The organism is Spirillospora sp. NPDC000708 (assembly GCF_040299565.1).
In the GTDB taxonomy this organism is placed as follows: Bacteria; Actinomycetota; Actinomycetes; order Streptosporangiales; family Streptosporangiaceae; genus Spirillospora.
In genome coordinates this window covers 44,435-59,961 of sequence record NZ_JBEPCJ010000012.1, presented here as the reverse complement: position 1 = coordinate 59,961, position 15,527 = coordinate 44,435, and the positions used below count along the sequence as shown (strand labels likewise).

1 pseudogene and 2 CRISPR repeat arrays are annotated in these 15,527 nt (G+C 73.1%); the pseudogene reads left to right on the top strand.

From position 1 onward, the window contains the following. Window positions 1-24: 24 nt before the first annotated feature. Window positions 25-769, top strand: a pseudogene (locus ABT299_RS11495) (IS256 family transposase); the annotation flags it as partial. 7,347 nt (window positions 770-8,116) lie between these two features. Then, a CRISPR array of direct repeats spans window positions 8,117-8,368; the repeat unit is 24 nt; unit sequence GTCGGCCCCGCGCCCGCGGGGATG. 2,562 nt (window positions 8,369-10,930) lie between these two features. Next, a CRISPR array of direct repeats spans window positions 10,931-12,606; the repeat unit is 28 nt; unit sequence GTCGGCCCCGCGCCTGCGGGGATGGTCC. Window positions 12,607-15,527: the final 2,921 nt, after the last annotated feature.

Genomic DNA, 15,527 nt, shown 5'->3' with positions numbered 1-15,527 from the left:
GCAACCATCGATAGAACTCAAGGCGTCTATCCCGTCCTGTTCGTCGATGCCATCAACGTCAAGATCAGGGACGGGCATGTCGCGAACCGTCCGGTCTATGTCGTGATGGCGGTGACCGTGGAGGGGACCCGCGACATCCTCGGCATCTGGGCAGGCGACGGCGGCGAGGGCGCGAAGTACTGGCTGCACGTGTTCACCGAATTGAATAACCGCGGCCTGGACGACGTGCTCATGCTGGTCTGTGACGGGCTCAAGGGCCTTCCCGAGGCCGTGGAGACCATCTGGCCTCGCACGATTGTCCAGACCTGCGTAGTTCACCTGCTGCGGAACTCGTTCCGTTACGCGGCCCGGCAGGACGGACAAGGTCGCCAAGGCCCTCAAGCCCGTCTACACCGCACCCAGCGAGGATGCGGCGACGGAGCGGTTCTTGGAGTTCCAGGAGTCCTGGAGCGTCAAGTATCCGGCAATTGTGAAGCTGTGGTCGGACGCCTGGGCCGAGTTCGTGCCCTTCCTCTCTTTCGACGTCGAGATACGCAAGGTCATCTGCAGCACGAACGCGATCGAGAGCGTCAACGCCCGCATCCGCAAGGCCGTCCGCGCCCGCGGGCACTTCCCCAACGAGGCCGCCGCCCTCAAGTGCATCTACATGGCGCTGATGAGCCTGGACCCGACAGGGAAGGGCCGCAAGAGGTGGACCATGCGCTGGAAGGCACCCTTGAACGCCTTCCAAATCGCCTTCGAGGGCCGCCTGACCCCGAGCAACAACTGACCAACACAACCAAGATCAGCCGTTAGATTGACACACCCCCAGATTGGTTCCGCACGCGAGCGGGATGGTTCGAAGATCGACTTTGCATGGCTGCCGTTCTTGCGTCGGCCCCACACATGCTGGGTGGTTCACTGGTGTCATGGCAGGGGGACGGCGGCCGTGTCAGGTGTCGAGGGTCTCGGTGGTGTCGGCCCCGCGCCTGCGGGGATGGTTCCAAGGCCCAGGGCAGCGTGCATGACCTTGGGTAGTCGGCCCCGCCCTGGCGGGGATGGTTCCTCCAAGTACCACAGCGCGGAGGTCCAGGCCTGGTCGGCCCCGCGCCTGCGGGGGTGATTCCCCTGACCACGGTGACCGCCCCGCCGCGCATGCGTCGGCCCCGCCTGCGGGGATGGTTCCAGCTCGGGGTGATCGGTGGTGCGGCCGTCCTGGTCGGCCCCGCGCCTGCGGGGATGATTCGTCGTCGTGGACCGGGTGGCGCGATCAACGTCGGCCCCGGGCCTGCGGGGATGTTTCGAGCATCGGGGTAACCCCGGGCGGAATCGTCAAGTCGGCCCCGCGCCTACGGGGATGGTTCCTTGTGGCCCCTCACCCACTTCTGCCGCCACGCGTCGGCCCGGCGCCTGCGGGGATGGTTCGCTCGGACAGATCTTCGGTCCGACCCTGCTCAAGTCGGCCCCGCGCCCGCCGGGATAGTTCCCGGGAGAGGGCCTTGATGAGGGTGGCCCAGTCGTCGGCCCCGCGCCCGCGGGGTCGGTTCTCGCGATGACGTGGGGCCGAGGCGTCCGTAGGGGTCGGCCCCGCGACCGCGGAAATGGTTCCCCTTCGGAGACGCTCCGTCCGCCCCAGATTAGGTCGGCCTCGCGCCTGCAGGGATGGTCCGTTCAAGTGCTGGGAGACCAACGCCCACACCCTGTCAGCCCCGCGCTGCGGGGATGGTCCCGGCATCGACCCGGGGCACGTGGGCATCGCCGGGGCGCCCCCGCGCCTGCGGAGATGGTCCGCCGGTGCGCAGCAGGCCCAGGACGACGAGGGCGTTGGCCCTACCCCTGGGGTGTTGTGTTCATCGAGACGGGGGCGGCCCCGCGCGTGCGGGGATGGTCCGCTTGGCGACCGCTCGTGTCCCCGGGCCCGCATTGTCGTCGGTCCCGCACGCGCGGGGATGGTTCACTCACCTCCTTGGCGCGTGAGTACGGACCATGGATCGGCCCCGCGCCTGCGGGGATAGTTCCCCGTCGGCGAGCCTCGGGGTCGCCGTCGGCCCCGCACCCGCGGGGATGGTTCCGGGCGGACCTGGATCTCTCCGGTCTCCTCGTCGTCAGCCCCGCACGCGCGGGGATGGTTCCGCTCAACGGGTTCCCCGCGACCATCCGTGGAGTCGGCCCCGCACGCGCGGGGATGGTCCCCTCTCCACCTACGCCACCAACCACAACTGGTGGTCGGCCCCGCGCCCGCGGGGATGGTCCGCGCGACACCCTGCTCGGCTGGGACGTCAGCTTGTCGGCCCCGCGCCCTCGGGGATGGTCCCTACGTCCGGCAGGGCAACGAGCTGTACCGGTGGTCGGCCCCGCGCCCGTGGGGATGGTCCCCTGTCCGCCGGGGATCAGCGGGTCCAGGTGCAGTCGGCCCCGCGCCGGCGGGGATGGTCCGGGTCAGGACCTGACGGACCCCGTGGTGAACGCGTCGGCCCCCCGCCCGCGGGGATGGTCCTGGGTCGCGGTAGTCGACGATGTCCAGGCCGCCGTCGGCCCCGCGCTCGCGGGGATGGTCCCCTCCGGGACGAGATCGGAGATGACCAGTGACAGTCGGCCCCGCGCCTGCGGGGATGGTCCGCAGGCAGCCGCGGACCTCGCCGTGAAGCAGGCGTCGGCTCCGCTCCTGCGGGGATGGTCCTGTCATACACGCGCGGTCGTGCCTTCTTCCTTGGTCGGCCCCGCGCCTGCGGGGATAGTCCGCACCTCGGGATCACGCTCCCGCGAACCTCGTTGTCGGCTCCGCGCCTGCGGGGATGGTCCCGGGTCTTCTAGGAGCCTGAGAGGCTCGCTCACGTCGGACCCGCGCCTGCGGGGATGGTCCGGCCCCGCTCTCACCGTCACCAGCGGACCTGACGTCGGACCCGCCTGCGGGGATGGTCCGAGCCAGTGCAGGAACCACATCGGCGCCCAGCAGTCGGCCCCGCGCCCGCGGGGATGGTTCGAGGAAGAACATCTCGACGGGGCGGAGAAGCATGTCGGCCCCGCGCCTGCGGGGATGGTTCCCGCGAGACCGGAGCGCTGGAGTATGCGAACGGGTCGGCCCCGGACCGGCGGGGATGATTCGGTGACGGTGGTGGTGGTCGACCAGCCGATGGAGTCGCCCCCGCATCCGCGGGGATGGTTCTCCGGCCTCGATCATCCGGGGGCACATGAGTTTGTCGGCCCCGCGCCCGCGGGGATGGTTCCCGGGCCTGCACGCTCGAGATGTTCGTGACGCAGTCGGCCCTCGCGCCTGCGGGGATGGTCCGCGCTTCGCTCTGTTCAACGTCGGCCGGTACGGGTGGGCCCCGCGCCTGCGGGGATGGTTCGGACTTCACGCTTGCTTGTGAGCGCATGGAGGCGTCAGCCCCGCGCCTGCGGGGTGGTTCCGGCACCTGGCAGTCGCGCTTAACGATGCCGTTGTCGGCTCAGCGCTTGCGGAGCTGGTTCGCCGTCGTGAGCCTCTCCGTGAGGGGCCCCGGCGTCGACCCCGCGCCTGCGGAGATGGTTCCGTCACGGCGGTCAGCTGCCCGTACCGGAACTGGTCGGCCCCGTGCCGCGGCATGGTTCGCGGGCCGACGCCAAGCTGCTGATGCAGGCGATGTCGGCCCCGCGCCCGCGGGGATGGTCCATGAACGCACCCACGATGGTCGCCGCCGCCCTGGTCGGCCCCGCGCCCGCGAGGATGGTCCGAGAAGACGGTCCACAACGGCGACCCCGTGGCGGTCTGCCCCGCGCCTGCGGGGATGGTCCCCCGAGAGCGGCATTACACGGCTTGCACAGCAAGTCGGCCCCGCTCCTGCGGGGATGGTCCGCGCGACGATGTCGTCTCGCTGCTCGATCCACTGTCGGCCCCGCTCCTGCGGGGATGGTCCGCAGCAGCGGAACTTCCATTCACCACACCGCTTGTCGGCCCCGCTCCTGCAGGGGTGGTTCGAGATGACGGCCCTGTTCGAGCCGGTCCCCGGGGTCGGCCCCGCGCCTGCGGGGATGGCCCTCTCCGATGGCCTTTACCGAGACCGGCCCTTTCGTCGGCCCCGCGCCTGCGGGGATGGTCCCTTCCAGGTGAGAGCCTGGAGAGCCTGCACCCGGTCGGCCCCGCACCTGCGGGGATCGCCCCCCGTCCTCGTCGCGGGGCAGGTGGTCGTACTCGTCGGCCCCGCACCTGCGGGGATGGTCCTCACCGCCGAAGCCGCCACCGAGCTCCTCCTCGTCGGCCCCGCGCCTGGGGGAATTGTCCCGGCATGCACGTCCTGCGGCATACGTTCGCGACGTCGGTCCCCGCGCCTGCGGGGATGGTTCACGCATGGCCTTCGGCAGATCGTACGGCCATCGGCCGGCCCCGCACCTGCAGGGATGGTCCGCGATCAAGCGGCGGACGGTAGTGCGGGAGGTCGGGCCCCGTGCCTGCAGGGATGGTCCCCAGTCAGCCTGCGCATTGAAGCCCTGCGCATTATCGGCCCCGCACCTGCGGGGATGGTCCGTGGGTCACCAACGGTGCCCTTGGCCTGCTGGAGTCGGCCCCGCCCCCGCGGGGATGGTTCGGCGACTCTTGACCAGGGGTACGCCAACCGGAAGTCGGCCCCGCACGCGCGGGGGTGGTTCACGACGTCCCGCCACGTGATGCGGCGTGGCCAGGTCGGCCCCGCACGCGCGGGGATGGTTCTGACGGCCAGTGCAACCTGTGCGAGCTTTCCTGGTCGGCCCCGCGCCTGCGGGGATGGTTCGGTGATGGACGAGGACGTCGGCCCCGTGACCGTGTCGGCTCCGCGCCTGCGGGGATGGTCCCGGTGGTGGGTGGGGATTTGTGGGACGGTGCTGGTCGGCCCCGCACACGCGGGGATGGTTCCGCGTCTACTTCCCCGTTGGCGCGCAGCGTGACGTCGGCCCCGCGCACGCGGGGATGGTTCCCACACCAGGTAGTCGTCGGGGTTCGCCTCGCCGTCGTCCCCGCACGCGCAGGGATGGTTCCGTCGTGAGGGCCCCGGGCAAGGGTTCTCTCGGTCGGCCCCGCACGCGCGGGGATGATTCCCTCCAGTCGGTGTCGTCGCTGGCGACCTCGCTCTTGACCCCGCCCGCGGGGATGGTTCTCTCGTCGTACATCGGCCTCGCACTTCCTGGCGTCGGCCCCGCGCCCGCAGGGATGGCTCCGGGTCCTCGCGGCGGCGTGCACAGTCCCTCAAGTCGGCCCCCGCACGCGCGGGGATGGTTCCGATCCCGCGATCAGCGTGCTGTGCTGAAGCAGCTCGGCCCCGCACATGCGGGGATGGTTCCTTGTCGGGGAGCGTGGTCACCCCGTACGGGTGGTCGACCCCGCACGGGCGGGGATGGTCCGTCGACGAGCGCGGGGCGGTTGGGAACGAGCTGGTCGGCCGCGGCCCGCGGGGATGGTCCCCCCATGGGCGTGGTGCCGATGGGGGAGGTGCCGTCGGCCCCGCGCCTGCGGGGATGGTCCCTCCTCACCCGCGCCATGGACCTGGACGACAAGGTCGGCCCCGCGCTTGCGGGGATGGTCCGGCCGAGGAGCACATCGCACTCACGTGGCTCCGGTCGGCCCCCTGCGGGGATGGTCCTCCGCCAACTCAGAATCCGACGCGACGCCCGCCGTCGGCCCCGCGTCTGCGGGGATGGTTCGTCGCCGCCGACCTTGAGCTCGGGGGTGTCCCAGTCGGCCCCGCGCCTGCGGGGATGGTTCGGCTTACACCGACGCCAAGTTCGCCTCTGTGACGGCGGCCCCGCGCCCGCGGGGATGCTCCTTCGGTGGTGACGCGGTCGGCCACTGTTTTCTCGTCGGCCCCGCGCCTGCGGGGATGGTTCGTCACGTGGGCGCGGATCGCCCTATGAGCTGCAGTCGGCCCCGCGCCCGCGGGGATGGTTCCCGGATCGCCGACGCCGCCCGCACGGCGGCCGCGTCGGCCCCGCGCCTGCGGGATGGTCCCGGCGACAGGGACGGCTTGCGTTCGACCTGGCGGTCGGCCCCGCGCCTGCGGGAATGGCCCGCGACAGCTCGACGACAGCGGAGCGGCTCGCCGGTCGGGCCCCGAGCCTGCGGCGATCGTTGGTCCGCGATCGGCTCACAAATTGCGAATCCGGGAAAGTCGGCCCCGCGCCTGCGGGGATGGTTCTCTGTTCGGTGACATCCTCGACCGGCAGATCCTCTCGGCCCCGCGCCTGCGGGGATGGTCCGACGCGGGGGTCGCCGGGCTCCAGCGGGTCGATGTCGGCCCGCGCCCGCGGGGATGGTCCCTGCCTCCACGTCGTCAACTTCGCTGAGCATCAGTCGGCCCCCCGCGGAGATGGTCCCGCGCCGGAGTCGAGGAGGACGTGCCCGGACGCGTCGGCCCCGCGCCCGCGGGGATGGTTCGGAGCGCGTCGACCAGCTCGCGCCGCTGCCGACGTCGGCCCCGCGCCTGCAGGGATGGGTCCGCGCGGCCGGACGGCGCGTCCGCGGCCGGCTCGACGGCGCCGCGCCTGCGGGCGTGGTTCGACCTCGTGGCGCGGCACAGCGTGACCTAGCAGGTCGGCCCCGCGCACGCGGGGATGGTTCGAAGATCGAGCACGGCGGCACCGCCCGCATGGAGTCGGCCCCGCACGCGCGGGGATGGTTCGCCGCCACCGCGTAGCAGCGCCGGGAACCCCAGGTCGGCCTCGCACGCGCGGGGATGGCCCCCATGCCGGTTGTCTGAACCTCATACTTGCCACGTCGGCCCCGCGCCCGCGAGGACGGTTCGCGTGAGGCGAATCGGAAGCAAGGCCAGGCGCAGTCGGCCCTGCCCGGGCGGGGATGGTTCCTCTCACACGGCGGCACCTCGACCGCCACCAGAGTAGGCCCCGCGCCTGTGGGGATGGTTCACGCGCTTCGAACGGTCGGCGTGACCGTGCGAATCGGCCCCGGGCTTGTGGGCATGGCTCTTTCGCCGGGGCGACCGCCACGATGCCGCCCGGGTCGGCCTCGCGCTTGCGGGGATAGTTCTTCGTCGACGGCGCCGTCGTCAGCGCTCTCAGCGGCGGCCCCGCACCTGCAGGGATGGTTCCTTCATCGCCATGTCGATAAGTTGGTCGCGCTGGTCGGCCCCGCTCCTGCGGGGATGGTCCCGCGGAGCGCGCGTTCCGCTCCAGCGAGAGCACGTCGACCCCGCACCTGCAGGGATGGTCCTCTCCAGGTCAGCCGGGCGGCCCGCCTCGAGGCGTCGGCCCCGCCCCTGCGGGGATGGTCCCTTCGCCGCCGGCGGGCAGTCGGGGCAGGGCAAGTCAGCCCCGCACACGCAGGGATGGTTGGATGTCGGCGAGCAGCTGTCGCAAGTAGGCGTCGTCGGCCCCGCACCCGCGGGATGGTTCGGACTACCGGCTCACGGTCGACCGTGGTGGCCTGTCGGCCCCGCATGCGCGGGGATGGTTCGCGATGATCGAGGAGGCGAGCGGCCGCGGGATGTCGGCCTCGCGCCCGCGTGGGTGGTCCCCGCAGGCCCTGGACGAGCTCTTTCCCGTGTTCGTCGGCCCCGCGCCTGCGGGGACGGTTCGAGCCGACCGCTGGGCATTCGCCAGAGCGCCAGGTCGGCCCCCGTCTACGGGGATGGTCCGAACATCGCGGCCTACTCCAAGGGCAGCCAGCAGTCGGCCCCGCGTCTGCGGGGATGGTTCCCGCGAGACCGGAGCGCTGGAGTATGCCAACGGGTCGGCCCCGGACCGGCGGGGATGGTTCGGGCATTGGGGATGGTTCGCTGCTGGGCGGCGACCAGCTCGCCGGCGTCATGCCGGCCCCGCGCCTGCGGGGATGGTTCGTCGAGGTGTGGCCGCATTTTTGGAATGCGGGCGTCGGCCCCGCGCCTGCGGGGACGGTTCCGAGGACGGGTCGCTTCTGGCCCGGTGGCTCGGGTCGGCCCCGCGCCTGCGGGGATGGTTCGGTGTACGAGCAGACCGCCACAGCCAAGATCACGTCGACCCCGCGCCTGCGGGGATAGTTCTGGCGGGTTGGCTGGTCGCCGGCCGCCTCGACTGTCGGCCCCGCGCCTGCGGCGATGGTTCGTTCGAGTCCCGCTCGCCCCATTGGTACCGATCGTCGGCCCGCGCCTGCGCGATGGTTCCCCCTTCGGCCACTCGTACAGGTGCCTGAGGTCGTCGGCCCCGCGCCTGCGGGGATGGTCCCTCCGGCGTCCACGTCTTCCCCCCGGGGCGGGTCGGCCCCGCGCCCGCGGGGATGCTTCGAAGGGCAAGGCCCCGAAGCTCGGCTCCGGGAAGTCGGCCCCGCGCCCGCGGGGATGGTTCTTCGGATCCCGGCAATATGTCGGCCCCGCGCCCGCAAGGATGGTTCCGCGCTGAGAGCGCGCGTGCGGGCCGGAGACGGGTCGGCCCCGCGCCCGCGGGGATAGTTCCCCAGCAGGCAGCCCGACCCCGGCGGTGTCGCCGTCGGCCCCCGCCTGCGGGGATGGTTCGCTCGCCGACAGGTCCGGGACGGAGCGCACGTCGTCGGCCCCGCGCCCGCGGGGATGGTTCTCGAGAGAGGGGGGCCGCCCGGGCCGTCTATCCGATGGTCGGCCCCGCCCGCGGGGATGGTTCCACCCTGTACTCGTCGTCGATCTGCGGGAACGAGTCGGCCCCGCGCCCGCGGGGATGGTTCCCTGGTGCTGCTGCTCGCGGAGGCGTTCTACGGGTCGGCCCCGCGCCCGCGGGGATGGTTCGGCTTCTGACACGACGTCCTCTAGCGCTTTGCCGTCGGCCCGCACACGCTGGGATGGTTCCTGGTGGGACCGGAGGCCCAGGACCTGGAGGGGGCGGCCCTGCACCTGCGGGGATGGTTCCTGTCTCGTGCCCGCCTGCGAGGGCGGCGACCAGTCGGCCCTGCGCCTGCGGGGATGAGTCTGACCATCTGCACGGGCTCGGCCTGGACGACACGTCGGCCCCGCGCATGCGGGGATGGTTCGGTGGTGCCGGGTGTGTGCCCGCTCCCGAAGACGTCGGCCCCGCGCCTGCAGAGATGGTCCGCCGGTGCGCAGCAGACGCAGGACGACGAGGGCGTTGGCCCCACCCCTGGGGATGGTCCCTTCGAGGACGGCGTTGTGTTCATCGAGACGGGGCGGCACCGCGCCCGCGGGGATGGTCCCGGGGGCATGCCTGGCGCTCCCCGTCCGCTCAGGTTGGCCCGCACCTGCGGGGATGGTTTCGATGTCGGCGTGCCCGGCGGCGGGCTCGTACGGTCGGCCCCGCGCATGCGGGGATGGTTCCATCGTCGCCCGGACGCCGCGCGCGTACATGTCGTCGACCCCGCGCCTGCGGGGATGGTTCGTCGGCCAGGTTGAGGGTGACCGAGTAGGTCTTGTCGGCCCCGCCCCTGCGAGGATGGTTCTGCCAGTGCGAGTTCGGTGGCGAAGCCGTCCCAGGCCCCTTCGCTCGGATCATGTGGACGGTGCGGGGTCGGTCCCGCGCCTGCGGGAATGGTTCGTCTCGTGCCGCTGTCGTGGCTTTGCACAAGAAGCTGGCCCCACGCCCGCGGGATGGTTCCCACTCGCCGTAGTGGTAGCCCGGCCCGAGGACGTCGGCCTCGCACTGGCGGGGATGGTCCCCGTTCCGCGGCGCGCTCCGCTTTCCGCTGATACGTCGGCCCCGCGCCTACGGGGATGGTCCAGGCTGGTGGGACCAGCACGGCCGGACCACCTTGTCGGCCCCGCGCCCGCGGGGATGGTCCCGGGGTGGATCCCGGCCACGTCGGCATCGCGGGGTCGGCCCCGCGCCTGCGGGGATGGTCCGGCCGTGCTCGGCTGGGCGACGAGCCTGGTGAAGTCGGGCCCACGCCTGCGGGGATGGTCCCCAGTCAGCGAGAGCCTGCGTGTTCGGGTCTTGGTCGGCCCCGCGCCTGCGGGGATGGACCGGCGAAGGAGTCGGTGGGGCTGGGCGGCAGCAATTCGACCCCGCGCCTGCGGGGATGGTCCGCTCACCGCCGCCGAGGACGGCGTCTTGCATGCGTCGGCCCCGCGCCTGCAGGGATGGTTCGCTCGCCCGCGACACCGACAACGGCCCGTTAGGAGTTGGCCCACACCTGCGGGGATGGTTCCTTCGTCGTCGGCGGGCAGATGGGGCAGGGCAAGACAGCCCCGCGCACGCGGGGATGGTTCCGAGGTCTTCGCGAGCATGCCCGCGATGCGGTAGCCCGCCACGCACACGCGGGGATGGTTCCTCTCACACGGCGGCACCTCGACCGCTACCAGAGTCGACCCCGCGCCTGTGAGGATGGTCCCGGACGTGCTGGCGGAACTGCGGACGCTGCGCGTCGGCCCCGCGCCTGCAGGGATAGTTCGTGACAGCGCCCTCGCCGCGGTGAACCGAAGCGGTCGGCCCCGCACCCGCGGGGATGGTTCGGTCTTGACGGACAGGTCAACGCCGTAGCTGGTGTCGGCCCCGCACTCGCGGGGATGGTTCGCTGGTTTCGTCCTCGTTGGGGGCCTCGATGAGGTCGGCCCCGCGCACGCGGGGATGGTTCCACCTACAACCAGGTGCCGAGCGTGCAGGGCTCGTCGGCCCCGCGCACGCGGGAATGGTTCCGCGACGGCGTAAAGCTGCTCGGTGAACGTGCTGTCGGCCCCGCGCCGGCGGGGATGGTTCGCTCCCAGGTATAGGAGCTTCGTCCCCTATGGGATTGGCCCCGCGCATGCGGGGATGGTTCGGTTGTGCCGGGTGTGTGCCCGCTCCCGAAGACGTCGGCCCCGCGCCTGCAGAGATGGTCCGCCGGTGCGCAGCAGACGCAGGACGACGAGGGCGTTGGCCCCACCCCTGGGGATGGTCCCTTCGAGGACGGCGTTGTGTTCATCGAGACGGGGCGGCACCGCGCCCGCGGGGATGGTCCCGGGGGCATGCCTGGCGCTCCCCGTCCGCTCAGGTTGGCCCGCACCTGCGGGGATGGTTCGCCGACCTGATGGAGATCACGTGACCGCCCGCAGTCGGCCCCGCGCCTGCGGGGATGGTTCGGCCGCCGCCGCGCACGTCTCGCCCGCGAAACCGTCGGCCCCGCGCCTGCGAGGATGGTTCCGAGGAGGGCCCGGACATCTCTGAAGCCGTTCCGTCGGCCCCGCGCCTGCGGGGATGGTCCGTCGCTGTGGTCTAGGTGAGAGTCGCTCCAGCCGTCGGCCCCGCGCCTGCGGGGATGGTCCGCGCCGGATGCGCCAGGCCCGCGACGCCGGGCAGTCGGCCCCGCGCCTGCGGGGATGGTCCCATGTCGTGCGCCGCACTGCCGACGTCCGCGCGGTCGGCCCCGCGCCTGCGGGGATGGTCCCTACCAGGATCCGGCCGCAGAGCTGGTGATCCCGTCGGCCCCGCGCCTGCGGGGATGGTCCCGGCTGCCACGCGGCCGCCGGCGCGCACGGCATGTCGGCCCCGCGCCTGCGGGGATGGTCCCACGGCAGACCTCGGCGCGTTGGACTCCGGCGCGTCGGCCCCGCGCCTGCGGGGATGGTCCCCGCGCGTTCGCTACCGAGGTCGTGTCCCTGCTGTCGGCCCCGCGCCTGCGGGGATGGTCCTCCAGCGGTGCCCGCGCGGGTCGGTGACGGACAGTCGGCCCCGCGCCTGCGGGGATGGTCCCCCGAAGGTGCGCGCCGGCTGGGTGCTGACGGAGTCGGCCCCGCGCCTGCGGGGATGGTCCGCGCGAGTATGACCCGATTATGGCTCACCAGTCGTCGGCCCCGCGCCTGCGGGGATGGTCCCCAAGTCACCCTGGCACGACGGCCCCCGGCTCAGTCGGCCCCGCGCCTGCGGGGATGGTCCCAGATGCCCGTCCGACAGACGGCAGGCGATCAGGTCGGCCCCGCGCCTGCGGGGATGGTCCTGAGGAGTGGTACAGCAAGGCGGTAGACGCCATGTCGGCCCCGCGCCTGCGGGGATGGTCCTGCCGGTCCTGGCACGGCCGCAGCCCACCACCCGTCGGCCCCGCGCCTGCGGGGATGGTCCGCCGGGACCCTCCCGGTCCTGCAGCTCGAGCAGGTCGGCCCCGCGCCTGCGGGGATGGTCCTGGGCATTGCGGGTTCTCGTGTGTGGCGGAGGCGTCGGCCCCGCGCCTGCGGGGATGGTCCCCGCCGCCGAGCGCGGGCCTCGGCGGCGGTGAAGTCGGCCCCGCGCCTGCGGGGATGGTCCCTCCTCGCTAACCACCCCGGCCTCGTCCTACTTGTCGGCCCCGCGCCTGCGGGGATGGTCCGAGCATCTTCTCGGAGATGTCCACCGTCGTCCGGTCGGCCCCGCGCCTGCGGGGATGGTCCCATCGCCGGGCTGTGCGGCAGGTGCGGCAACGGGTCGGCCCCGCGCCTGCGGGGATGGTCCGCAGGGCATCGACACCACGACCCCGACGGGGCGGTCGGCCCCGCGCCTGCGGGGATGGTCCCTCTCTCTGCACGGCGCGGTCCGGGCGGTACGGGTCGGCCCCGCGCCTGCGGGGATGGTCCCGGCGACGGGCAGCACTTCACGCGGCCGATGGAGTCGGCCCCGCGCCTGCGGGGATGGTCCGTACCCGCGCCACACCTGGCTGGACCTTTTCACGTCGGCCAAGCGCCTGCGGGGATGATCCATCCGATGGCTCCGTGGACCGGGGGCTCCTGGCAGTCGGCCCCGCGCCTGCGGGGATGGTTCCGTCGACGACCTGCTGCGCAGGCTGAGCGTCGAGTCGGCCCCGCGCCTCGGGGATGGTCCGATAGGCAAGACGCTCCACCAGACCGCAAGCCAGTCGGGCCCGCGCCTGCGGGGAATGGTTCACAGCTCCAGACCACCGCCGCATCGCAGGGCAAGTCGGCCCCGCGCCTGAAGGGATGGTTCCCGGCGCAGGTCGAGTTCTTCGCCCGGCGGCGGGTCGGCCCCCCGCCTGCCGGGGATGGTTCGCTCGGCGAGTCGGGGTGCCAGGGCACCATGCCGTCGGCCCCGCGCCTGCGGGGATGGTTCGAGGTCGCCGTACAGCAGCGCCAGGTGCCTCATGTCGGCCCCGCACCTGCGGGGATGGTTCGCCTTGACGACGCCCGTGGCCTCGTCTAGGTCCGTCGGCCCCACGCCTGCGGGGATGGTTCGCTTTGCGCGTCGTACCGTGCGCCCCGCCGTCTGTCGGCTCCGCGGCTGCGGGGATGGTTCCGACCAGCTCCGCGTCACCAACTGGATGCGCAAGTCGGCCCCGCGCCTGCGGGCATGGTTCGAACGACCGCGACGACGACCCGCGCGACGTTTCGTCGGCCCCGCGCCCGCGGGGATGGCGGGCGCTCGGCCCCCGACGAGGACGCGTCGGCCCCGCGCCTGCGGGGATGGTCCGAGGGACGTGCCCACAGGTATGGCGGTTGTCAGTCGGCCCGCGCCTGCGGGGATGGTCCTGGCGTCTCCACATGCCGCCCGGCATGCCCCTGGTCGGCCCCGCGCCTGCGGGGATCGTCCCGGCGTCACGTCCTCCTGGATCATCATCTGACCGTTCGGCCCCGCGTCTGCGGGAATGGTCCGCAGACGCGGGTCATGGCGGATTTCCACATCGCGTCGGCCCCGCGCCTGCGGGGATGGTCCCTGCTGACACAGCGTCTCGGCATACATTCCGAGGTCGGCCCCGCGTCTGCGGGGATGGTTCGCTGCGCGAGGACGAGCGCACGAAGAAGCTGATCTCGGCCGCGCGCCTGCGGGGATGGTTCGCGGTCCACCGGGTACACGCTGTGGCCGTGGCAGTCGGTCCCGCGCCTGCGGGGATGGTCCGCCTAGGATCTCCGTCGTGATGGAGCTGTCCCGGTCGGCCCCGCGCCTGCGGGAATGGTCCGTCGACTGGTGGTCGACCCCCGACGATGTTCCAGTCGGCCCCGCGCCTACGGGGATGGTTCTCGAGGGGGCCGCCCGGCTTAAGCCAGGGGGCAGTCGGCCCCGCGCCTGCGGGGATGGTTCGCGGTCCCCGGGGCCGTACTCCCCCGCGTCGATGTCGGCCCCGCGCCTGCGGGGATGGTTCCGTCCGGCAGGCCCGCAGGTATGCCCGCGCCGTCTCGGCCCCGCGCCTGCGGGGATGGTTCCACGCGCACGCGCCTCGTCGCTGGTGACGTAGCGTCGGCCCCGCGCCTGCGGGGATGGTTCCCCCGAGGCCGCCGGGCACGTCGACTGGCCGGGGTCGGCCCCGCGCCTGCGGGGATGGTTCGTGATGACCGCCGGCCCGATCGAGCCGCCCGTGGTCGGCCCCGCGCCTGCGGGGATGGTTCCGCCAGCCAGACGGGGTTCTACGGCGGCGGCGGGTCGGCCCCGCGCCTGGGGGATGGTTCGACCAGCTACGGCGTGGCTCTCCCCGCCAAGACGTCGGCCCCGCGCCTGCGGGGATGGTTCCATCGTCTGGCTGCACGGCGGCGACATCCCCGGGTCGGCCCCGCGCCTGCGGGGATGGTTCTGGGGGTTCCTCCGTGGGGGGTGGGGTGCCCTGGTCGGCCCCGCGCGCCTGCAGGGATGGTTCCCCCGTCGAGTAGGCGACGGCGAGGTACAGGGCGTCGGCCCCGCGCCTGCGGGGATGGTTCGTCGTCGGTGAAGGGGAGCGGGTAGACGCTGTAGTCGGCCCCGCGCCTGCGGGGATGGTCCCCCGGCCACGACGGTGGCGTCCTCGTTCCCCTCGTCGGCCCCGCGCCTGCGGGGGTGGTCCGCTGTGGGCCGCCCGGACGCGGCGTCGCCCGGGTCGGCCCCGCGCCTGCGGGGATGGTTCCGCGCCGGTGAGGCCCTTCCACGCGGTCGCGAGGTCGGCCCCGCGCCTGCGGGGATGGTTCCAGATCGGCATCCTCGTCTACCCCGACTCGCGCGTCGGCCCCGCGCCTGCGGGGATGGTTCGCGTTCGGCGGGTCCATCGACGTCGACCCCGCGGTCGGCCCCGCGCCTGCGGGGATGGTTCGAGGAAGAACATCTCGACGGGGCGGAGAAGCATGTCGGCCCCGCGCCTGCGGGGATGGTCTCTCGCGGGCCGCGTCCACCTCGCCGGCGGCCAGGTCGGCCCCGCGCCTGCGGGATGGTCCCGGCACCGGCTCCCCGGAGTACCTGGAGACGCCGTCGGCCCCGCGCCTGCGGGGATGGTTCCTTGATGTTGCGCCAGGAGGTGAAGCGGAGGGTGGTCGGCCCCGCGCCGGCAGGATGGTCCGCGCTGCATCGCCCCAGCGGCGGCCGCCGCCGCGTCGGCCCCGCGCCTGCGCGATGGGTCCCGTACCGTACGAGCTCCGCACCCCTGTAGGGGGTCGGCCCCGCACCTGCGGGGATGGACCCCAGAACGAGAACGAGGCCTCGCTGCCGTCGGCGGCGGCCCCTAGCCTGGTTCCCCGTCCGCACTGCGGGTCGGCCCCGCACGCGCGGGGATAGCTCCGGCACTGGGGCCCGCCGCCCCCACCCGCCACTCCTCGGCCCCGCACGCGCGGGGATGGTTCTGTCTTCCAGACCGCCGGGAGGGGTGTTCCTGAGTCGGCCCCGCACGCGCGGGGATGGTTCGCAGTACGCCGCCTGGCTGGCCGTGCACGCCCAGTCGGCCGCACGCGCGGGGATGGTTCCTGGTGCAAGAGCCGGCGCAAGCGCCTGCT